This window comes from Georgenia alba (assembly GCF_042665525.1).
Taxonomy (GTDB): domain Bacteria; phylum Actinomycetota; class Actinomycetes; order Actinomycetales; family Actinomycetaceae; genus Allobogoriella; species Allobogoriella alba.
In genome coordinates this window covers 468,394-488,827 of sequence record NZ_JBHTCQ010000002.1, presented here as the reverse complement: position 1 = coordinate 488,827, position 20,434 = coordinate 468,394, and the positions used below count along the sequence as shown (strand labels likewise).

Sequence of the window (20,434 nt, the reverse complement as noted above, 5' to 3'; positions counted from 1 at the left end):
TCTGGTCGTGCCCGGGTCACTTCTGCCCGGGGCGGAACGCCTGGACTCCGGCGGCGACGACGATGATCACGCCCTTGATGAGGAGCTGGACGTTCGAGTCGATGTTGTTCAGCGCGAGGATGTTGTTCAGGACACCGAGGAGCACCGCGCCGGCGATGGTCCCCGGGATCGTGCCGATCCCGCCCATGAGGCTGGTCCCCCCGATGACGACGGCGGCGATCGCGTCGAGCTCGTACCCCATCCCGTCGTTGGGGCTGCCCTGGTTGAGCTGACCGGCGTGGATGATCCCGGCGAGCGCGGACAGGAGCCCGGCGATGGCGAAGACCGCGACCTTGATGCGGGTGGTGTTGACCCCGGACAGCCGGGCGGCCCGCTCGTTGCCGCCGACCGCGTAGACGTGGGAGGCGAACACGGTGTGCCGGACGAGCAGGATCGCGATGACGCTGACGGCCAGGAAGATCAGCGCCGGGATCGGGACGGTGCCGTTGAACGTCCGGGAGTTGAGCAGGGCGAAGGTGTCCGGCGCGGTGCCCGGGCCGTCGCCGTAGGCGATCGGGATCCCCTGTCCGCCGGACCAGATCCGGGCGAGCCCGCGGGCGATCTGCAGGCCCGCGAGCGTGACGATGAACGCCTGTATCCCGAAGGTCGCCGTGATGAGGCCCTGGGTGGCGCCGAAGACCAGGCCCAGGAGCAGGATGATCAGGACGGTCGGGACCACGCCCATGCCGTTGACCATGAGCAGGCTCGCGGAGCCCGTGGCCGCGAGTCCGAGGACGGCGCCCACCGAGAGGTCGATGCCGCCGACCAGGATGACGAAGGTCATCCCGATCGCGATGATGCCGATCTCCGAGGTCGCGCGGATGATGTTGAGGAGGTTCTCCGGCGCGAGGAAGACGACCTCCCCGCCCCGGCGCGGCGAGAAGATGACGGCGGCCACGAGCACCAGGACCAGGGCAAGGTAGCTCTGGACGGCGAAGACCTTCGCCGGGATGACGAACCGGCGCTTCTGCTCGACGGCGGCGCCCGTGCCTGCTTCGCTCATGCGACCTCCTCGGGGCTCTCCAGACCGCGGGGCAGGGCCGCCGCCGCGAGGATCGACTCCTCGTCCGCGTCCGCCCGGTCGACGACGTCCACGACGCGGCCGCCGCGGAGCACCGCGATGCGGTCGCAGAGCCCGACGAGCTCGCCCACCTCGGAGGAGGCGACGACGACGCTGAGACCGTCGGCGGCGAGCCGCGCGAGCAGGTGGTAGATCTCGGACTTGGCGCCGATGTCGACGCCGCGGGTGGGCTCGTCGAGCAGCAGGATGCGTGGGTCGCGCAGGAGGTTGCGCGCGAAGACGACCTTCTGCTGGTTCCCGCCGGAGAGCGTCGCGACGATCGCGTCCGCCGAACGGGTCTTGATGCGCAGCCGGTCCACGGACTCCCGGACGCGGGCACGCTCCGCCCGGCGGTTGCGCAGCCCTCGCCGGGAGAGCCGGCGCAGCACGCTGAGCAGGATGTTCGCGCCGACGGGCTGCTGCATCACGAGCCCGGCGGCGCGGCGGTCCTCGGGCACGAAGCCGATCCCGAGCCGCAGCGCCACCGACGGTGCGGTGATCCGGACCCGTTCGCCGTCGATCTCGACGCTGCCGGTGGCCCGTTCTCCCGCGAGGCCGTACAGCGCCTCCAGCAGCTCGGTGCGCCCGGAGCCCAGGAGACCGGCGAGGCCGAGGATCTCTCCTCGGCGCACGGTCAGGTCGATCCCGGCGGGCTCGCGCCGACCGGAGAGTGGGTGCCGCGGCACGGACAGTCCGGTCACCGCGAGGCGCACGTCCTCGCCGGGCGGCGGCCGCTCCGGGAAGACCTCTTCGACGGCCCGGCCGATCATCAGCCGGATGACCTCGGACGGGTCGGTGGCGCGGCCGAGCGAGACGGTGCCGACCGTGCGACCGTCACGCAGGATGGTGGCGCGGTCGGCGACCTCCGTGATCTCGTCCAGCCGGTGCGAGATGTAGATGGTGGCCATGCCCTGCCGGCGCAGGGCCGGCAGCAGCGCGAACAGGGTCCGCACCTCGGACTCGGTGAGCGCGGAGGTCGGCTCGTCCATGACGAGGATGCGGGCGTCCAGCCGGAGCGCCTTCGCGATCGCCACCATCTGCTGCTCGCCGACCCGGAGCTCCTGGACCTGCACGTCCGGGTCGATGTCGATGCCGAGGTCGGAGAGCAGCTCGGTGGCCTGCGTACGCATGGCCGATCGACTCACCACGCCCAACGCGGTGCGGGGCTCGTCCCCCAGGAACAGGTTCGATGCCACCGACCCCTGCGGGACCAGGTCGAGCTCCTGGTGGATCATGGCGACGCCCGCGCGCTGAGCGTCACCGGGGCCGTGGAAGCGGCGGACCTCGCCGTCGACCTCCACCGTGCCGCTGTCCGGCGTCACGACCCCGGACAGCACGTTCATCAGCGTGGACTTCCCGGCGCCGTTCTCGCCGAGGAGTGCCAGGACCTCGCCCCGGCCGACGGTCAGGTCCGCCCCGGCGAGCGCCTGCACACCGCCGAAACGCTTGACGATCCCCTCCATGCGTAGGCGCGGGACGGCAGCCGACGCCGTTCGGTCGTCCACGTCCCTCCCCCTCGTTGCGGGCCGTTCCGACGGGACCCCGGGGCGGACGCGATCACGACGGCGTGGCGCGGCGGGGTTCGTACGTCTGTGTACCGGCCAGCGCTGCGCACGTCGATGGAAATCGATTACTGACCGTTGCGGGATGACGTTAGGGTTCCCGGCGCGAGGTGTCAACACCGTGCCGCGGGCCGGTCGGGCGGTCCCTCGGCGTTGCGTTCGCGGGTGGGCTCGGACGGGTGGTGCGCTCGGACGGTGGTGTGTTCGTCAGCCGGTCGGGAGGTGGGTGCGCAGCGGCATGCGGGGACCTCGCCGCGGCTGGCGCAGACCGGCCAGCTCCACCAGACGCTGCACGCGGTACCGGTGCGGACGGAAGGGCTCGAGCAGCTCGGCCAGCCCGTCGTCGTCGACGCCGTAGCGGCCGGTGAGGGCCCAGCCGACGTCACGGGAGACGTTCGCGTCGCCGAAGCTCACGGCGTCGGGGTCGCCGTGCGTACGGACGCGTACCTCGGCCGACGTCCACGGGCCGATGCCGGGCAGCGACCTCAGCCGCCGGTCCGCCTCGGCGGAGTCCACCGTGGCGGCCCGTTCGAGTGACGGCCCCACCCGCGCGGCACCGCGGAGCGTGCGGCTGCGTGCCGGCGTGATGCCGAGCCGCAGCCACTCGTGGGACGGGATCCGCGCCAGGACCTCCGCCGAGGGCGCCACCCGCAGCCGCAGCTGGTCCCCCGGCCCCGGGGCACGCTCTCCGAAGCGGTGCACGAGCCGCCGGTAGCCGGCGAACGCCTCCGTGCCGGTGACCTTCTGCTCGATGACCGCGGGGACCAGGGAGTCCATGACAAGTCCGGTACGGGGCAGCCGGAGTCCGGGGAAACGCCGCGCCAGCCGCGCGACGACGGGATGCCGGCCGGGCTCGAAGCCGGCGGCGTCGTCGTTGGCACCCAGCCAGCTCGGGACAGCTGCGACAGCCCAGGCGGCACCGGCTCCCCACGCCGCGGCGCGGACGGTTGCGCCACCGAGGTCGAGCCGCAGCGTCGCGGTCCCCTCGGGCGTGCGGACGCCGCGCCACCAGACGCCGGACCCGGCGCGGACGGTGGGGTCCGCCGGGCCGTGCCGCAGCGCGCCGAGGGTCGGGCCGGGCCGGAGCGGCCAGTCCGGCTCCCAGACGTGCTCGGCGTCGGGTGCGGGCGGTGGGGAGGGCACGCCGTCCAGCGTAGGGAGGGCCGCCGACGCGTGCGTCGCCTGCGGTGCGTCGTCCGGGGTGCGCGAGGCCGACGGCGGGACCGTGTGGGGGCGACGTGCCAGGATCGTGCCGTGCTCCTCGCCGACCTGGTGGCCACGCACGCGGCGTTGTCCGCGACGCGATCTCGGCTGCGCAAGCGGGAGCTGCTGGCCGAGGCGCTGCGCTCGGCCGCGGCCGGGCCACCGCCGCAGGTGGAGATCGCGGCGTCCTACCTCTCGGGCCGGCCGCGGCAGCGGCGCACCGGGATCGGCTGGCGCAGCCTCACGGACCTTCCGCAGCCGGCCGGGTCCGCGACACTGACGCCGGGCGACGTCGACGCCGCGCTCGAGCGGACCGCCGCCCTGGCCGGCGCGGGCTCCCACGCCGCCCGTGCCTCCGCCGTCGCCGAGCTGTTCGCGGCGGCGACCGCCGCGGAGCAGGACTACCTGCGCGCGCTCATCGTCGGCGAGCTCCGGCAGGGAGCGCTCGACTCGCTGCTGCTGGATGCCATCGCCGCTGCCGCGGAGGTCCCGATCGGGTCGGTCCGCCGCGCCGCCATGTTCAGCGCGTTGTCCGGTCCCATCGCTCAGGCGGCCCTCTCCGGCGGGGCGGGGGCGCTGGAGTCGTTCCGCCTCGAGGTCGGCCGTCCCGTGCGTCCGATGCTGGCAGCCTCCGCCACGGACGTCTCCGAGGCGTTCGAGAAGCTCGGCGACGGCACGGGCGGCGCGGTGCCGGTGGCCGCCGACGCGAAGATCGACGGCATCCGGGTACAGGTCCACCGGCGCGGGGACGACGTCGCCGTGTTCACCAGGTCCCTGGACGACATCACGGACCGCGTCCCCGAGGTGGTCGAGGCGGCGCTCGGCCTGGCGAGCGATGCCGTCGTGCTCGACGGCGAGGCAGTGGCGCTCGACGAGGCCGGCCGCCCGCGACCGTTCCAGGAGACCGGATCCCGCACCATGAGCCGCGACGGCGCCGCCCTGCGGGAGGAGGTCCCGCTCAGCGTGTTCTTCTTCGACGTGCTCCACCGGGACGGGACCGACCTCATCGACTCCCCGGCGCGCGACCGGTTCGCAGTGCTCGAGGAGCTCGTGCCCGAGGAGTCGCGGATCCCCCGGCGGGTGACCGCGGACGCTGAGGAGATCCAGGAGTTCTTCACGGATCTGGTCGCCGCAGGTCACGAGGGCCTGGTGCTGAAGAAGCTCGACTCCGCCTACGACGCGGGTCGGCGTGGCTCGGCGTGGATCAAGGTGAAGCCGCGGCACACGCTTGACCTCGTGGTCCTCGCGGTCGAGCGGGGCTCCGGCAGGCGGCGGGGGTGGCTGTCGAACATCCACCTGGGCGCGCGGGACGGCGACGGGTTCACGATGCTGGGCAAGACGTTCAAGGGGATGACCGACGAGATGCTCGCCTGGCAGACCGAGCGCTTCCGCGAGCTCGAGGTCTCCGATGACGGTTGGGTGGTCACTCTGCGGCCGGAGCAGGTGGTCGAGATCGCGTTCGACGGGGTGCAGCGATCGTCGCGCTACCCCGGCGGGATGGCGCTGCGGTTCGCCCGGGTGCTGCGGTACCGCGACGACAAGACGGCCGCCGAGGCGGACACCGTGGAGACCGTGCGCACGATCGCAGCACTCCCGGGCTAGCACGGCCGGACTGGCAGCCGAGCAGCTCCGCTCAGCCGATCGCCGAGGGGTGGGTGGCGAGAGCGGTGACCTGGATCGTCATGTAGGGGAACAACGGCAGGTTCGACAAGATCTCATGGAGTCGGTCGTGCGAGTCGACGTCGAAGAGCGAGTAGTTCGCGTACTCACCGACAACCCGCCAGATGCCGACCCACTCGCCGCCACGCTGAAGCTCCTGCGAGTAGGCCTTCTCCCTGGCCTTCAACGCATCAGCCTCCTCGAGGCCTACGGCGTCGGGGATGTCCACGTCCATGCGAACGAGGTAGAGCATGTGGTCTCCCTTCGATCAGAACCTCGACCGGCCGTCAGATGAAGCGCTCGCCGGCGAGGTACGCCTTCCGCCACCGCCGAACCTCGACGCGTTCGAAAAGGTCACCCCGGGTAAACGGATCCTGTGCGATGAACTCCTCGGCCTCGCCTCTGGTGTCGACATCGAGCAGGTAGATGCCGCCGTCGGCCGACTCTCCGTCGTCGGAGAGCTTGGCGCCGCACGCCAGCAGGATGTGCCGGTGAGCGTCGAGGAAGTTCAGGTGCTCCGGCCGCAGTTGCTCGCGCAACGCGCCGGATGCGGGCTTGTCGAAGGTCTCGACCAGGTACGGCATAGTCCTCACTCCTCCTGTTCCACGGCCAGCCGACGCGCCATTCGCCGGACTATCTCCTCGTCCCGCCACCGGACCCGCTCCGGCCAGTCCTCGAGAGAAAGGATCTCGCGCCTCGCCGCCGTGACCTCCTCAACGGCACCGGTGCGCCACGGGTCCTGGCCCTCGCGCTCCCTTCCGAAGCGGGCGTACGCCGGTCCCAGCCGCTCGGCGTGCGTGGCGATGCCTCCACGGGTGTTCAGGTCGGCGGTCTCGAACGGCCCCATGAAGCACCACCGTCGACCAAGGCCGTCACGAACGAGCGCGTCGACGTCGTCAGGCGCTACCACGCCGTCCGCGACGAGGTGGTAGGCCTCGCGCAGCAGTGCCGCCTGCAGACGGTTGGTCACGAATCCGTCGACCTCCTTGTGCACCAGCACCGGCCGCATGCCCATGGCCCGATACACCTCCTCCGCGCGGGAGGTGACGCGCGGGTCCGTCATCGGCGAGGGCACCACCTCCACCACGGGAATCAAGTGGGGCGGGTTCAGGGGATGCCCCACGAGACCGCGGTCCTCGACCGCTGAGGCGGAGAAGATCCGCGACGGTCCGATAGCCGAGGAGGAGCTCGCCATCGGCGTGCGCTCCCCGAGATCCGCAGCCGCGTCCGCGACCACGGCGCGCTTGATATCGAGATCCTCGGCAACGCACTCCTGCACGAGGGCGCTGCCACGGATGGCCTCGGCGAGTCCGCGGACGATGACGACGCGACGCGCGACCGTGGCCGGCGTCTCGTCGAGGAGGTTGTACCGCCCGAGGGTCGCCAGTCGGTCCGCCAGCTCCTCGCCCAGCTCACCCCGTCGTGACTCGTCGGGCTCGTAGACGAGGGCAACATGGCGAGAGAGCGCCACGCGGAGAGCGAAGCCGAGGCCGAGCGCGCCGCCGCCGAGGACACCGACAGTGAGCTGCCCCGCATCACCAGTGCCGGCCGTCATTCGCTCAGCCCCACCGTGAGCCCGCCGCACACGTACAGCGTCTGTCCCGTGACGAATCCGCTGCCGGAGTCGAGGAAGTAGGCGACGGCGTGTGCGACGTCCTCCGGCCGGCCGATCCGCCCCACCGGCACCGCCTCGACGATCGCGCGGGTCCGCGGGCTGTCGGGCGGGTTGGCCCGCTCGAAGAGGTCCGTCGCGATCGGGCCGGGCCCCACGGCGTTCACCGTGATCCCGTGCCCAGCCAGCTCCAGCGCCCAGGTGCGCGTCATGCCCAGGAGCGCGGCCTTGGTCGCGCTGTACGCCGTTCGCAGCTCCTTGCCCAGAGCGGCCCGGGACGAGACGTTCACGACTCGTCCGAAGCCGGCCGCCTTCATGCCGGGCAGCAGCGCCTGCATGCAGGTCAGCGCAGGCCGGACGTTGAGGTCCCAGGCAGCCTGCATCTCCTCGGGGCGCTGCTCCTCCACCGCTGCCGGGAACACGGCGCCCACGTTGTTGACGAGGCGGGTGATCGGCCCGCGGGCCAGCTCCGTCTCGAGAGCGGCACGCGTCGCGTCCACGTCGGTCAGGTCGACGACGACGTCGCCTCCGGCGCGGTCCGCGACGACGACGTCGAACCCGTCGGCGCGGCCCCGCGCGGCGATCGCAGCGCCGATGCCGTTCGCCCCGCCGGTGATGAGGACACGGTCGCTCACAGCGTCGCCACCGGGGTGAGCGGAGATGCAACGGCCCCGGGGAGCCTGAGCGGCGGCGCGGTCAGCAGGAACCGTGAGCGGCGGCGTTCCCTCAGGGCCGCGGCCAGCTCGGTGACGTACCACAGCTCGCCGAGGGGGACGCCGAGCCGGAACAGGCAGTGCTCGTGCAGTGGAAGGAAGGATGCCGGCCCGTCGACGGCGCGCGCGGGGAAGACCTCGACGGCGTAGTTGTCCGCCACGATCGCGGCCACGCCCGAGTCCGTCACCCACTCGAGGAGCTCAGGGTCGCGTCCGTCGAGCCCGGCGCCGACCCGGTCGAGCGCCTCGGCGTCGATCTCCTCACCCATGTCCAGGACGTGCTGCGCGAAGCCGGTGTGTAGGACCAGGATGTCCCCCGGTTCGACGACGACGTCGTCGGCCGCCATGATCTCGGTCAGCTGAGCGTGTGCGACCGGCTGCCGGGCATCGCCGAGATGCGCGCGCAGGTCGAGCAGCACCCCGCGTCCCTGCACGGCGGTCTGTGCGATCGTGTCGATCCCGAGCGGCCCTGCCGAGCTCGTGCTCGGACCGGGCAGCGAGTCGGCGCCCGCATGCTCCGGCGTCGCGGGTCCGACGATGTCCTCGCCCGCCCGGAAACCGTTGTAGTAGACCGGTCGCGGAGTTCCGTCGCCCTCGACGTCGAACATCGAACCGACGTGGGCCAACGAGTCCCACTGGGTCGAGTACTGCGTGTGCAGGACAACGAGGTCGTCGCACATGACGTCGGTGAGACCCGGCTCGAGCTCCGACATGGCACAGTTCAGGTTGACCCGTCCGCGCCGCAACGTCGGGCGCACGACCGGCGGGCGCCGGCTCGGGTTCAGCACCGGACCGCCGGGCCGGTCGAGCGGGAGACTCAGCGGGATCGCAAGCCCTTCACGGACCTCCGCGACGCCCTCCCGAACCTTTTCGGGCGTGAGCAGATTGAGCCGCCCGAGGACGTCGTCCGCGCCGAAGTCGCCCCAGGTCGAACCCTCCGGCCGCCGGTTCCACCGCAGGATCATGCCGAGATGAACCCCCAGACGGTGACGGCCGTGCCGAAGATCAGCCCCAGGAAGACAAGGACGAGGACCAGATAGCCCATCACGTCGCGAAGCTTCAGTCCGGAGATGGCCAGGACGGGCAGGATCCAGAACGGCTGGATCATGTTGGTCCACTGGTCACCGATCTGCACGGCCAGGGCCGTCGCGGCGACATCGGCGCCCAGCGACTGTGCCGCCTCGACCATGACGGGACCCTGCACCGCCCACTGGCCGCCGCCGGAGGGGGCAAGGATGTTGATGAACCCGGCGGAGACGAAAGACCAGAGCGGCAGGGTCTGCCCGCTGGAGAACTCGCTGAACGCGTTCGCGAACGCGACCACCAGTCCAGATCCGACGAGCACGCCCATGATGCCGGAGTAGAAGGGGTACTGGATCACGATCCCGGCGATGGTCCTGATGCCGTCGGCGACGGCGGCCAGGAAGCGCGACGGTCGGGCGAAGAGGGTGATGCCGAGGAACAGGAAGATGAAGTTCACCGCGTTCAGGTCGAGCGTGCCGCCGTCGGTGAAGTAGAGGATGGCGTAGAGGAGTGCCATCGCCCCGATGACGATGCCGACCCACGGGCTGTCGTTCATCCGCTGACCGAGAGTCCGCTCGCTCAGTGCGTCCCGGTCGATCGAGGGCGGCGCAGGAACCGTCGACCGGTCGATCTCGACGACCTTGGCCGGGTCCTTGGGGAGCAGCAGCGTGTTGAAGAGTGGCAGCAGGAGGACGACGGCGAGGGAGGTGAGGAGCAGGACCGGTGAGAAGACCGTGTCCCCGAGCGGGACGATCCCGATCCGGTCCTCGAGGAAGTGACCGGGCGTGGCGATGAGGAGCGGGACGGAGCCCGAGAGTCCGATCCCGTAGAGCGCGAAGCCGGAGTAACCCGCGGCGATGGCCAGGGGGTAGTGCAGACCGCGTACGTTCATGGCGAGCTTCTGAGCGACGATGCCGCCCATCACGAGGCCGAAGCCCCAGTTGATCCAGCTGCCGACGGCGCCGACGAGCGTCGCGACGACAATGGCTGCGCGCGGGGAGGAGATGCGGCCGGTCAGGCGGTCCAGCAGCCCGTCGACCAGCGGTGTCTTGGCGAGGATATAGCCCGAGAGCAGCACGACGGTCATCTGCATCGTGAACTCGAGCAGGTCCCAGAAGCCGTCGCCCCAGTACCGGACCGCGTCCACGGGGCTCGTGCCCTGGAAGGCGATGGCCAGGAGCACCGTGAAGACCGTCAGCCCGATCGCAATGACCAGCGGGTCCGGGAGGTACCGGTTCACCAGACGGGTGAAGAAGTTCGCAACAGCGTTCACAGGCCTGTCTCCCTCGAGGGTGCCGCTCACGCGTGCGCCCCTCGGAGCGACCCGTGAGGCATCTTTGCCGCCGCCGGACGTTACCAGAGTCGCCAACATGCGCACATGCGTGCGCAATGCGGAAGCTTCGGCGCGTCACACACCGCTCCCACGGGCAGGGGCAGGTCTCAACGGGTAGAGGAAGGGCCCCGGCCACGCGCGACCGGGCCAGAAGGCGCAGCGCCTGGTCGGACGCCAGTCCGCTCTCAGGCTGCCTCGAAGGACTCCAGCTCGGCGTAGGTGATCCAGCGCTGCGCCGTCGACCCGAGCGGGTGGCACGCAACCAGGGTCAGGAGCCGCCCCACAGCCGGGCCGCCGGGGTTGTGCGGGTCCTCCTCGATGACGCGCACCTGGTCCGGGCTGACGATCTCGTACTCACTGACCGTGTACGTGTACTCGCCGTCGTCGGTGGTCACGATGATCTCGTCACCGACCTCGAGCTCGTTGATCCGATACAGCGGCGCGGAGTGCAGCGTGCGGTGTCCCGCCATCGCGAAGTTGCCCTCGGCGCCGGGCATCTGACTGGTGGGGAACCTGCCCACGCCAGGGCTGTTCAGCACGGCGTCACTGATGCCCTCGTTCACGGGGAACTCGGCACGCCACTTGGGCACCCGCATGGTCCCGAAGGTCTCCCCCTCAGAGACCGGCTCCGGCACCACAAGGTCGGCCAGCGGGTCCCGCGGCTCCTGCGGCTCCGGCGAAGGGGCCGGTTCGGGCTGCGGCGGCTCGGGCCGCTCGACGGCCGCGTAACCGCGGGTAGCCGGCTCGGACCGTAGAGCCAGCGCGGCCACGCCCCCGGCCAGCACCAGCACGACGGCGACGACCAGTGCGATCAGGAGCCGGGGCCGGCGCCCGGCCTCTCCGGTGGTGCTCATCAATCTCCTCGTGGTCAGTCTCCGACACACCACTATGACCCGAAGACGCCGGACCTGCCAGACCTGCCCGGTGAATGTTCCGTGACAACGAGCGGGCCGCGCGACCGGCGCCGTGCCGCGGCTGAGGGGCACGTGAACGGGTCATGAACAGCGCGGGAACATCGGCCGCGCCGGGACTCGGCTCTGTTCACGGTGCGCCGTCGTCGTGCATGGTCTGCAGTGCGCTTCTGGCCGTCCGGCACGCGCGTACCGGACACAGTGGCCCGCCCACGGCGGACCGGTCGATCGAGGAGGATGCTGTGCGCAGGAGACACATCGCGATCCGGCTGACTGCTCTCGCGAGCGTCGGCGTGCTGCTGGCGGCGTGCGCCCCCGGTGAGGTCGAGGGCGAGGGCGACGACGAGCCCACCGGCCCCCCGGAGGTCGAGAGTGTCGATCCCGCCGAGTTCGCCGGCGAGACCCTCAACTACGTGTACTTCACGGACGGACCCGACGAGCAGATCACCCGCGAGCTCATCGCCGAGTTCGAGGAGGAGTACGACGTCACCGTCGAGCTCGAGATCCTCCCCTACGCCGACCTGGTCACCTCGGTCCAGGCACGTCTTTCCGGCGGCGATCCACCCGACGTCGTCCGCCTCACGTCTCTGGCCGACTTCGAGCCCGACCTGCTCGACCTGCGCGCCTACCTCGGGGAGAACTACTCGGAGGAGTTCCTCCCCGGCCCGCTGACCGGTGCGACCGGCGACAACGGCGAGCTGCTCGCCATCCCGTCCGACCTGACCCTCAACGGTCCGTTCATCAACGTCGACATGTTCGAGGAGGCCGGGGTCGAGCTGCCCGACCCGGCGGACCCGTGGTCCTGGGACGAGATGCTCCAGGCCGTCGAGGAGGTGAGGTCCGCCGCGGGCACGCCCTACTCGATGGTCATGGACGTCTCCGGCCACCGCGTCTCGACCGTGCTCAGCCAGCACGGCACCGCGCTGGTGGCCGACGGCGAGATGGCGCTCGACCCGGACGCCGCCGAGCAGGCGCTCAGCCCGCTGATGGACCTCATGGCGGAGGACGCCATGCCGCGCGACTTCTGGCTCGGCTCCGGGTCGCGCTACGAGGGCGGGAACGAGATCTTCCTGGCGGAGGAGGCCCCGCTGTACCTCTCGGGGAACTGGCAGGTCGCCCAGTTCGCGGCCGACGCGCAGTTCGACTGGGCTGCCGCGCCGAACCCGTGCGCCACCGAGTGCGGCGGGTTCCCCGGCGGGAAGTACATGGCCGCGCTCTCCGAGTCCGAGAACCCCGCCCTGGCCGCCGAGTTCATCCGCTTCATGAACACCGCCGAGAACCAGGAGCGGTTCGTCGCACACAGCCTCTTCCTGCCCACCCGGGCCGACCTCGCAGAGTCCGGCGTGACCTACCCGGAGCGGCAGGAGGACATGGACGTGTTCCTCGAGGACCTCGGGCGCACGCCCGAGCTCGGGTACGAGGCGAACGGCGACCCGGCGTTCTCGGCCTCCGCCACCGAGCTCATCAACGAGATGTCCGAGGTCGTGGCCGGGAACAAGGACCTGCCGACCGCCATCACGGACCTGCAGGACTCCACCCAGGCACTCGTGGAGGAGACGTCCGGGTGACGGCCGCCCCTCCCGCGACCGGGCGCCGTGCCCTACCTGGCGGGACAGGAAGGGCCCGCCGCGCCCGCAAGCCACTCGGCCTGCGTGCGGCGCCGTACCTGTTCCTGCTGCCGAACATGCTGATCTTCGGCGTGTTCGTCATCTGGCCGGCCATCAACGGCGTGAACATCTCGCGGTTTGACTCCTCCAACGGCCGTACCTTCACGTACGAGGGTCTCGGGAACTACGAGCGCATCCTCACCGACCCCGAGTTCTGGGAGGTGGTGCGCAACACGGTGTTCTACGCCGCGGCATACGTGATCCTCTCCGCCGTCATCGGGGTGGCGTTGGCGGTGCTCGTGGACCAGCAGGGCCGGGGCCGGACGTTCTTCCGTGCCGTGTTCTTCGTCCCCGTCCTGCTCTCGCCGGTCGTGGTCGGCCTGGTGTGGGACTGGATGCTGGAGCGGCAGGGCGGCCTGGTCAACACCTTCCTGGGCCTCTTCGGCATCGGGCAGGTGCCGTGGCTCGTGGACAGCACGCTCGCGCTGGTGGCAGTGATCGGCGTCGGTGTGTGGATGCAGATCGGCTTCTACATGCTCATCCTGCTGGCCGGCCTGCAGGGCATCGACCCCTCGCTGTACGAGGCGGCTCGCATGGACGGGGCGAACGGCTGGACGCAGTTCGGGCGCATCACCCTGCCCCTCCTGCAACCCTCCGTGCTCGTCGTCGGCATCCTCGCGACCATCCACGGGTTCCAGGCGTTCGACTTCATCTTCACGCTCACCGGAGGCGGGCCCGTGGGAGCCACCACGCTCATGGTCCAGTACATCTACGAGAACGGCTTCGTCTCGCCGATCCGGTACGGCGTCGCGGCGGCCGGCTCGGTGCTGCTGTTCTGCGCGATCTTCGCCCTGACGCTCGTGAACTGGGCGATCGGCCGCCGGAGGGAAGCGGCATGAGCGCGAGGAGCCCCGAGTCCCCCACCACCTGGACCACGACGTCCTCCCGCCCCGTCCGGGTCTCCGACGCGCTGCGCGTGGTCATCCTGGTCACCCTCGCCCTGGTGGCGCTGGTGCCGATCGTGTGGACCGTGCTCGGCTCGTTCAAGTCGCCGACCGAGCTGGCCGCCCGGCCGCCGACCTTCCTGCCGGAGTCCTGGGCGCTGACCAACTACACCGCGGCCCTGACCCGGTTCGACTTCGTCACCTACCTGCGCAACAGCGTGCTCGTCACGATCGGGGCCACGGTGCTCACGCTGGTCATCAACTCGATGGCCGGCTACGCCCTGGCGAAGTACAACTTCCGCGGCAAGAACGCGCTCTTCCTGCTGACGCTGGCGACGATCATGATCCCGCTGCAGGTCATCCTGATCCCCGTCTACCAGGTGGTCGCCAGCCTCGGCATGGTCAACACCCTGTGGGGCCTGATCATCCCGGCGGCCGCCACCCCCACGGGCGTGTTCCTGCTCCGGCAGTACATGCTCACCATCCCCGACGAGCTCATCGAGGCGGCCCGCGTGGACGGCTCTGGCGAGTTCCGGACCTTCGTGGGGATCGTGCTGCCGCTCGCCAAGCCGGCGCTCGCCGTCGTCGCGATCTTCTCGATCATGTGGCGGTGGAACGACTTCCTCTGGCCGCTGGTGGTGGCGCAGTCCGAGAGCGTCTACACCCTGCCCGTCGCGCTCGCCCGGTTCAACGCCGAGGAGACGGTCCCCTTCAACCTCATCCTCGCGATGAGCGTGGTCTCCATCGTGCCCGTCGTCATCCTGTTCCTCTTCTTCCAGCGACAGATCGCCACCGGTATCGCAAACACAGGGATCAAGTGACCGACCCAGCCATCCCGGACCCGCTCGCACCCACCGACCGCACCGCCCACACGACGACGGCGGACGGCACCGTCCGCGACTGGCTGGTCTCGCCCACCTGGGCCGCGCCGTGCACGGACCTCGCGGAGCACGTCAACCCCGACGGCGACCCGTGGCGGTCCGACGACGAGCGCGCCGCCCGCTGGGTGCTCACCAACGGTCCCGACGTCGGACCGCTCAAGGAGCGGCTCGCGGCCGCGCATCCCCTCCCCACCGACCCGCCCGAGCTGCCCGAGCCGGTCGAGGGCGGTCCGCTGTGCTGGCGCACCGACGGCACCGACCGCCACGCGACCTGGCGCAGGACGCGGACCGGGCCGGACGGGCTCCTCGACTGGTCGGCGTTCTGCCCCATCCCGGAGTACCGGTGGTCCCTCGCGGCCACGGTCCTCGAGGTGGACCAGGCCGAGTGGCGCACCCTCGAGGTCCGCACCACCGGGCCGTTCGTGCTGTGGCTCGACGGACGGGTGGAGCTGGCGGGGCGGACGGTGTCCTACATGGAGCCGGAGGTGCACACCGCCCGCGTCCGGCTCCCGTCCGGGACCACGGCGGTCCACCTCGCCACCTGGCAGGTCGCCTTCCGTGAGTGCCGGCACGTCGCCGCGCTGCGCGTGGTCGGCCTGCCCGTCCGGGTGGTCATCCCCTCGCCGGGCGCCGACGAGACCGCCGCGTCGCTCGCGGATGCAGTGCTCGAGCGCGTGGCGTCCCGCTCGTGGGCGCAGGACTCGACGACCGCGACGCTCGAGGCGCCGCCCGGCGTCGCGCTCCGCGTCCGGGTCGGTGACGGCGACTGGCAGCACGTGCGCGCCGACGATCGCGGCATCGCGCCCTACCGGCTCGCGCCGGAGCTCGGCGAGCACGTCGTCACGGTGCGGGTCGACGACGACCGCTGCCCGCCCCACCGCACGTTCCGGGTCGCCGTCCTCCCGCCGGACAGCACGGAGGAGCCGACGGGCGACCCCGCCACCTGGCGGCGGCAGCTGCTCCAGCACGTCGGGGCCGGGCCGCCCGGGCGCACCGGGGTGGCGGGACTCCTGGCCCGGTACGAGCTCGACGGGCCGGGCACCACCGTCCACCCCGCCGACCTCGCCGCGGCGCTGGATCGAGTGACCGGCCGGGCGGACTGCGCGGACTTCGACGCGCTCGCCCTGCTCCTCGCCGTCCGTCGCGTGCCCGGGTCCGCCTGGCCCGCGGATCTGGCGGGCCGGGTCGCGTCCGCCCTCACCGGGTTGAAGTACTGGATCACCCAGCCCGGCCTGGACGCGATGTGCTACTTCACCGAGAACCACCAGCTGGTGTGGCACGTCGCCGAGCTGCTCGCCGGGGAGACCTACCCCGAGGAGGTCTTCACGGTCGACGGCCGCACCGGCGCCGAGCACGCGGCGGAGGCGGCTCGCCGTGCGGCCGGCTGGATCGACCGGAAGCTCGCCGGCGGCTTCAGCGAGTTCGACTCCAACGCCTACCTCGCCATCGACACCTACGCCCTGTGCGCCCTGATCGAGCTGAGCGCGCACGAGCCCCTCGTGGTCGCCGCCCGCACGCTCCTGGACAAGCTCCTCGTGACCCTGGCCGCGAACTCCTGGCGCGGGGTGCACGGCGCGGCGCACGGCCGCTCCTACGTGCACACCTTGCGCAGCGCCCGGTTCGAGGAGACCTCCCCGATCCTGCGGCTGGTGGCCGGCGTGGGGACGCTCAACGACGCGGTCCTACCCGCCACCGCGCTCGCGCTCGCCCGCAGCTACCGCGTGCCGGACGTGGTCCGCGCCCTGGCCTCCGACCCGCCGGAGAACTGGTGGGGCCGGCAGGTGTACCGCGGCCGCCTGGCGTTCGAGGCGGACCTGCTGTCCCGGCCCTACCGCTCCGACCTGCGGGTGTGGCGCACCCCCGACGTCATGCTGTCCTCCGTCCAGGACTACCGGGCCGGCCTGCCCGGGCTGCAGGAGCACGTCTGGGGCGCCACCCTCGGGCGGGAGCTGCAGGTCTTCGTCACCCACCCGGCCCCCGGCACCGGTAACTCGGCGCGGCCGAACGCGTGGGCCGGGCACCGGGTCCTGCCCCGGGTGCACCAGCACCGCAACGCGCTCGTGCACGTCCAGCGGTTCACCCCCACCGATCCCGTCGCCAGCACCCACCTGTGGCTGCCGGTCGCGCAGGCGGACGAGCACCGGCAGGTCGGCGACTGGCTGGCGGTGCGCCGCGGCTCCGGGTGCGTCGCCGTCGCCACGCCCGGCGGCGTCTCGGCGAGCCGGCTCGGCGAGACGGCCTGGCAGGAGTGGCTGCCGGCCGAGGGCACCGGTGGGCGGGGCGCCGTGTGGGTCGTCGCCGTCGGCGGAGAACGCGACGGCGACTTCGCGGGCTGGGTGGAGGCCCTCGCGGCGAGCGCGCCCACCTGGCACCCGCACGGCACCGGCGACCCCGGGGTGCGGTGGCAGGTCCCGGGCGGCGCGACGCTCGAGGTCACCGCGGCCACCGCCTTCCTGGTCGACGGCGCACCCGAGGGGTTCCGCGACGGCGTCCCCGAGGTCGAGCCGCACCTGGACAACCCCGCCGTCCGGCTGGGGTTCGACGAGGCGACCGCCACCGTCCGCTGGGGCGCCGCGACCCTCGACCTGCCGATCGGAGACGCGCGCGCCGGTCTGGCCCCGCTGCTCGCCGAGTAGCTAGGGTCGTGGGCGGCCGTCCCCCGACTACTGAAGCGGTTCACCAACCCATGCACGATGACGTCAGTCTCACCACCGGCCGGGCCAAGCGCGTTCTCACCGAACGCCTCTGGCCTGCCGTCCACTCTCACCCCGCCCCGCTGGAGGTCGCCTGGCACGAGCTGCCGGGTGAGCCCGTCCAGCCCACGGACGGTCTGGCTCTCGACTACACCCCGTACGAGGTCGGCGCCCCGTGGGGCGCCGCCTGGGGCACCACCTGGTTCCGGCTGCGCGGCGCCGTGCCGGCCGAGTGGGCCGGCCGCACCGTCGAGGCCGTCGTCGACCTCGGCTTCGACGTCAACATGCCCGGCTTCCAGGCCGAGGCGCTCGTGTACCGCGCGGACGGCAGCCCGGTGAAGTCGCTCAACCCCCGCAACCAGAGCGTCACCATCACCGAGAAGGCGGCCGGCGGCGAGGAGGTCGAGCTCTACCTGGAGGCGGCCTCCAACCCCGTCATCCTCGACTACCACCCCTTCCTGCCCACGCAGGAGGGCGACATCCGCACCTCCTCCCCGCGCAAGCTCTACGCCACGCGGCGGCTGGACCTGGCGATCTTCGAGACCGAGGTGCACGAGCTGGCGCTCGACATCGAGGTCCTCCTCGAGCTCACGCACGAGCTGCCCACGGGGCCCCGGAAGATGCGGATCCTGCAGGCCCTGGACGACGCCCTCGACGTGCTCGACCTGCAGCGCATCCCCGCCACGGCGGCCGACGCCCGCGCCCGCCTGACCGACGTGCTGGCCAGCCCCGCCGAGACCAGCGCGCACGTCATCTCCGCCGTCGGTCACGCCCACATCGACTCCGCCTGGCTCTGGCCGGTGCGCGAGACGATCCGCAAGGTCGCCCGCACCACCTCCTCGATGGCCGACCTCATCGACCGCACGGACGACTTCGTCTACGGCATGTCCTCCGCCCAGCAGTACGCGTGGGTCAAGGAGCACCGTCCGGAGGTCTGGGAGCGGATCAAGCAGGCCGTGGCGGCGGGCCGGTTCCTGCCCCTCGGCGGCATGTGGGTCGAGTCGGACACGGTCATGCCGGCCGGCGAGGCCATGGTCCGCCAGTTCTCCCAGGGCCAGCGGTTCTTCCAGCGCGAGCTCGGCGTGCGCACGCACGGCGTGTGGCTACCGGACAGCTTCGGCTACTCCCCCGCCCTGCCCCAACTGATCCGCCGGGCCGGCTTCGACTGGTTCTTCACGCAGAAGATCTCCTGGAACCAGGTCAACGTCTTCCCGCACCACACCTTCCTGTGGGAGGGCATCGACGGCTCGCGGGTCTTCAGCCACTTCCCGTCGATGGACACCTACAACTCCCAGCTCTCCGGCGCCGAGGTCGCCAAGGCGAGCCGCCAGTTCCGCGAGTCGCGCCGCGCCACCGGCTCGATCGCCCCCGTCGGCTGGGGCGACGGCGGAGGCGGCACCACCCGCGAGATGGTCGGCAAGGCGAAACGGCTCGCCGACCTCGAGGGCAGCGCCAAGGTCCGCTGGGAGCACCCGGACGACTTCTACGCCCGGGCCCGGCGTGAGCTGCCGGACCCGCCCGTGTGGGTCGGCGAGCTGTACCTCGAGCTGCACCGCGCCACGCTCACCTCCCAGCACAAGACCAAGCAGGGCAACCGACGCAGCGAGCACCTGCTCATCGAGGCGGAGGCCTGGGCCGCCACCGCGGCCGCCCGCACCGGGTTCGACTACCCCTACGACGAGCTCGACGACCTGTGGCAGCGCGTGCTGCTGCACCAGTTCCACGACATCCTGCCCGGCACGTCCATCGCCTGGGTGCACCGCGAGGCCGTGGCCGCGTACGAGGAGATCCGTGCGGACGCGGAGGCGATCATCACGGCCGCCCTCGCGGCGCTGGTGGGCGAGGGCGAGCAGGCGGTCGTGGTCAACCCCGCCCCGTACCGGCGGCACGACGTGCCCGCGCTCGGCGGCGCCCTCGCGAGCGAGGTGGCGGCGCAGGGCGCGGCGACGCTCGAGCAGACGGCGGACGGCTGGGTGCTGGAGAACGACCTGGTCGCGGTCACCGTCACGGGCGAGGGCCACATCACCTCCGCGCTCGACAAGGCGACGGGCCGCGACGCGATCGCGCCCGGCCGCGAGGCCGGCGTGCTCCAGCTGCACCAGGACTTCCCGAACATGTGGGACGCCTGGGACGTCGACCGGTTCTACCGCAACAACGTCACCGACCTGCGCGAGGTCACCTCGATCTCGGCCGGCCTCACCGACGACGGCGTGGCGACGGTCACCGTGGAGCGCGGCTTCGGCAGCTCCAGCACACAGGTGGTGATCTCCCTCGAGCCCGGCAGCCGGACGCTCCGGTTCGCCCAGACCACCGACTGGCACGAGGCCGAGAAGTTCCTCAAGGTCGCCTTCCCGCTGGACGTGCGCGCCGAGCACACCGCCGCCGAGACCCAGTTCGGCTTCCACAAGCGCGTCACCCACACGAACACCTCGTGGGAGGCCGCGAAGTTCGAGACGTCCATGCACCGGTTCGTCCTCGCCGAGGAGCCGGGCTTCGGCGTCGCGCTCGTCAACGACTCGGTGTACGGCTACGACGTCACCCGCGACGTCGCCGAGCACCCGTCCCAGACCCCGGTGACCACCACGCTGCGCCTGTCCCTGCTGCGCGCCCCGCGGTTCCCGGACCCGGAGACGGACCAGGGCACCCAGACGCACCGCTACGGCCTCGTGATCGGCGCGGACGCCGCCCTCGCCACCGAGGCGGGCACCACGATGAACCTCGCCGAACGGGTCGTGCGCGGCGCCACCGGGTTCGACCCGCTCGTCTCCTCCGACGGGGCCGGCGTGGTGGTCTCGGCGGTCAAGCTCGCCGACGACCGCAGCGGAGACCTGGTCGTCCGCGTCTACGAGGCCCTGGGACGCCGGGCGAACGGCTCTGTGACGGTGCACGCCCCGGTCACCGGGGTCCGCACCGTCACCCTCCTCGAAGAGGACGGCGCAGACCTCGGCCCCGTCCAGGCCGACGCCGGGACCGTGCCGGTCGCGCTCGGCCCGTTCGAGGTGCGCACCCTCCGGTTCTCTCTCGCCTGAGCACCGGCCCCGGCCGCCGGCCGAGCCCTGGCGTCCGCCTCCGCGTGGGGGACGGGCACCAGGGCTCGTGCCCGTGCGGTGGCGGGGCCGCGCGGCGCGCTTCGTCACGGTCTGGTCACGGCGGGCCGCCCCGCTTGACACGCAGGGCCGGTGCGGCGGAGTGTT

16 protein-coding genes are annotated in these 20,434 nt (G+C 71.9%); 6 read left to right on the top strand and 10 right to left on the bottom strand.

Annotated features, from left to right (window positions below; all coding sequences use genetic code 11):
• Positions 1 to 16 precede the first annotated feature (16 nt).
• The 3 genes from ACFQQL_RS12155 to ACFQQL_RS12145 all read right to left on the bottom strand — a co-directional run bounded on the left by ACFQQL_RS12155 (position 17) and on the right by ACFQQL_RS12145 (position 3,804).
• Positions 17 to 1,042 carry an ABC transporter permease gene (locus ACFQQL_RS12155; RefSeq protein WP_382394692.1) on the bottom strand — a complete coding sequence of 342 codons (1,026 nt, stop codon included), beginning with the start codon at positions 1,040 to 1,042 and terminating at the stop codon, positions 17 to 19.
• Positions 1,039 to 2,604, bottom strand: coding sequence for a sugar ABC transporter ATP-binding protein (locus tag ACFQQL_RS12150; RefSeq protein ID WP_382394690.1), 1,566 nt, complete (start codon positions 2,602 to 2,604; stop codon positions 1,039 to 1,041). The genes ACFQQL_RS12155 and ACFQQL_RS12150 overlap by 4 nt, the downstream gene beginning before the upstream one ends.
• Positions 2,605 to 2,868: 264 nt before the next feature.
• Positions 2,869 to 3,804 carry a DNA-3-methyladenine glycosylase family protein gene (locus ACFQQL_RS12145; protein ID WP_382394688.1) on the bottom strand — a complete coding sequence of 312 codons (936 nt, stop codon included), beginning with the start codon at positions 3,802 to 3,804 and terminating at the stop codon, positions 2,869 to 2,871.
• Between the two features lie 111 nt (positions 3,805 to 3,915).
• Here ACFQQL_RS12145 and ACFQQL_RS12140 point away from each other — a divergent pair, with 111 nt between their 5' ends.
• Complete coding sequence (locus tag ACFQQL_RS12140; RefSeq protein WP_382394686.1) at positions 3,916 to 5,466, top strand: ATP-dependent DNA ligase; 1,551 nt, start codon at positions 3,916 to 3,918, stop codon at positions 5,464 to 5,466.
• Between the two features lie 31 nt (positions 5,467 to 5,497).
• Here the strand turns inward: ACFQQL_RS12140 and catC are convergent, their stop codons facing one another.
• From catC to ACFQQL_RS12105, 7 genes are all read right to left on the bottom strand, one after another.
• The gene (gene catC / locus ACFQQL_RS12135) at positions 5,498 to 5,776 is read right to left on the bottom strand and encodes a muconolactone Delta-isomerase (protein WP_382394685.1); all 279 of its coding nucleotides are present in this window, start codon (positions 5,774 to 5,776) and stop codon (positions 5,498 to 5,500) included.
• A gap of 34 nt (positions 5,777 to 5,810) precedes the next feature.
• Positions 5,811 to 6,107 (bottom strand): YciI family protein, encoded by a 297-nt coding sequence (locus tag ACFQQL_RS12130; protein WP_382394684.1) that lies wholly within the window; start codon positions 6,105 to 6,107, stop codon positions 5,811 to 5,813.
• Positions 6,108 to 6,112: 5 nt separating this feature from the next.
• A complete protein-coding gene (locus ACFQQL_RS12125) occupies positions 6,113 to 7,078 on the bottom strand; it encodes a 3-hydroxyacyl-CoA dehydrogenase (RefSeq protein WP_382394682.1) in 966 nt (321 codons plus the stop codon).
• On the bottom strand, positions 7,075 to 7,770 hold the full coding sequence (locus tag ACFQQL_RS12120; protein ID WP_382394680.1) for an SDR family oxidoreductase: 696 nt from the start codon (positions 7,768 to 7,770) through the stop codon (positions 7,075 to 7,077). Before ACFQQL_RS12120 ends, ACFQQL_RS12125 begins: the two co-directional genes overlap by 4 nt.
• Positions 7,767 to 8,813, bottom strand: a complete 1,047-nt coding sequence (locus ACFQQL_RS12115) for a cyclase family protein (RefSeq protein ID WP_382394678.1) — start codon at positions 8,811 to 8,813, stop codon at positions 7,767 to 7,769. Before ACFQQL_RS12115 ends, ACFQQL_RS12120 begins: the two co-directional genes overlap by 4 nt.
• Positions 8,810 to 10,144 carry a short-chain fatty acid transporter gene (locus ACFQQL_RS12110; RefSeq protein ID WP_382394676.1) on the bottom strand — a complete coding sequence of 445 codons (1,335 nt, stop codon included), beginning with the start codon at positions 10,142 to 10,144 and terminating at the stop codon, positions 8,810 to 8,812. Before ACFQQL_RS12110 ends, ACFQQL_RS12115 begins: the two co-directional genes overlap by 4 nt.
• A 245-nt stretch (positions 10,145 to 10,389) precedes the next feature.
• A complete protein-coding gene (locus ACFQQL_RS12105) occupies positions 10,390 to 11,058 on the bottom strand; it encodes a sortase (protein WP_382394674.1) in 669 nt (222 codons plus the stop codon).
• Between the two features lie 299 nt (positions 11,059 to 11,357).
• Here ACFQQL_RS12105 and ACFQQL_RS12100 point away from each other — a divergent pair, with 299 nt between their 5' ends.
• The 5 genes from ACFQQL_RS12100 to ACFQQL_RS12080 are packed head-to-tail and all read left to right on the top strand — an operon-like array spanning position 11,358 to position 20,269.
• On the top strand, positions 11,358 to 12,683 hold the full coding sequence (locus tag ACFQQL_RS12100; protein WP_382394672.1) for an ABC transporter substrate-binding protein: 1,326 nt from the start codon (positions 11,358 to 11,360) through the stop codon (positions 12,681 to 12,683).
• A complete protein-coding gene (locus ACFQQL_RS12095) occupies positions 12,680 to 13,621 on the top strand; it encodes a carbohydrate ABC transporter permease (protein WP_382394670.1) in 942 nt (313 codons plus the stop codon). The genes ACFQQL_RS12100 and ACFQQL_RS12095 overlap by 4 nt, the downstream gene beginning before the upstream one ends.
• Positions 13,618 to 14,487 (top strand): carbohydrate ABC transporter permease, encoded by an 870-nt coding sequence (locus ACFQQL_RS12090; RefSeq protein WP_382394668.1) that lies wholly within the window; start codon positions 13,618 to 13,620, stop codon positions 14,485 to 14,487. The genes ACFQQL_RS12095 and ACFQQL_RS12090 overlap by 4 nt, the downstream gene beginning before the upstream one ends.
• Positions 14,484 to 17,183: a hypothetical protein gene (locus ACFQQL_RS12085; RefSeq protein WP_382394667.1), complete on the top strand. Its 2,700-nt coding sequence runs from the start codon at positions 14,484 to 14,486 to the stop codon at positions 17,181 to 17,183. The genes ACFQQL_RS12090 and ACFQQL_RS12085 overlap by 4 nt, the downstream gene beginning before the upstream one ends.
• Before the next feature lie 50 nt (positions 17,184 to 17,233).
• A complete protein-coding gene (locus tag ACFQQL_RS12080; protein ID WP_382394665.1) occupies positions 17,234 to 20,269 on the top strand; it encodes an alpha-mannosidase in 3,036 nt (1,011 codons plus the stop codon).
• Positions 20,270 to 20,434 lie beyond the last annotated feature (165 nt).

Coding starts and splice junctions, on each gene's coding strand:
- ACFQQL_RS12155 (WP_382394692.1), bottom strand. CDS start 1,042: ATGAGCGAAGCAGGCACGGGCGCCGCCGTCGAGCAGAAGCGCCGGTTC.
- catC (WP_382394685.1), bottom strand. CDS start 5,776: ATGCTCTACCTCGTTCGCATGGACGTGGACATCCCCGACGCCGTAGGC.
- ACFQQL_RS12130 (WP_382394684.1), bottom strand. CDS start 6,107: ATGCCGTACCTGGTCGAGACCTTCGACAAGCCCGCATCCGGCGCGTTG.
- ACFQQL_RS12125 (WP_382394682.1), bottom strand. CDS start 7,078: ATGACGGCCGGCACTGGTGATGCGGGGCAGCTCACTGTCGGTGTCCTC.
- ACFQQL_RS12115 (WP_382394678.1), bottom strand. CDS start 8,813: ATGATCCTGCGGTGGAACCGGCGGCCGGAGGGTTCGACCTGGGGCGAC.
- ACFQQL_RS12105 (WP_382394674.1), bottom strand. CDS start 11,058: ATGAGCACCACCGGAGAGGCCGGGCGCCGGCCCCGGCTCCTGATCGCA.
- ACFQQL_RS12090 (WP_382394668.1), top strand. CDS start 13,618: ATGAGCGCGAGGAGCCCCGAGTCCCCCACCACCTGGACCACGACGTCC.
- ACFQQL_RS12080 (WP_382394665.1), top strand. CDS start 17,234: ATGCACGATGACGTCAGTCTCACCACCGGCCGGGCCAAGCGCGTTCTC.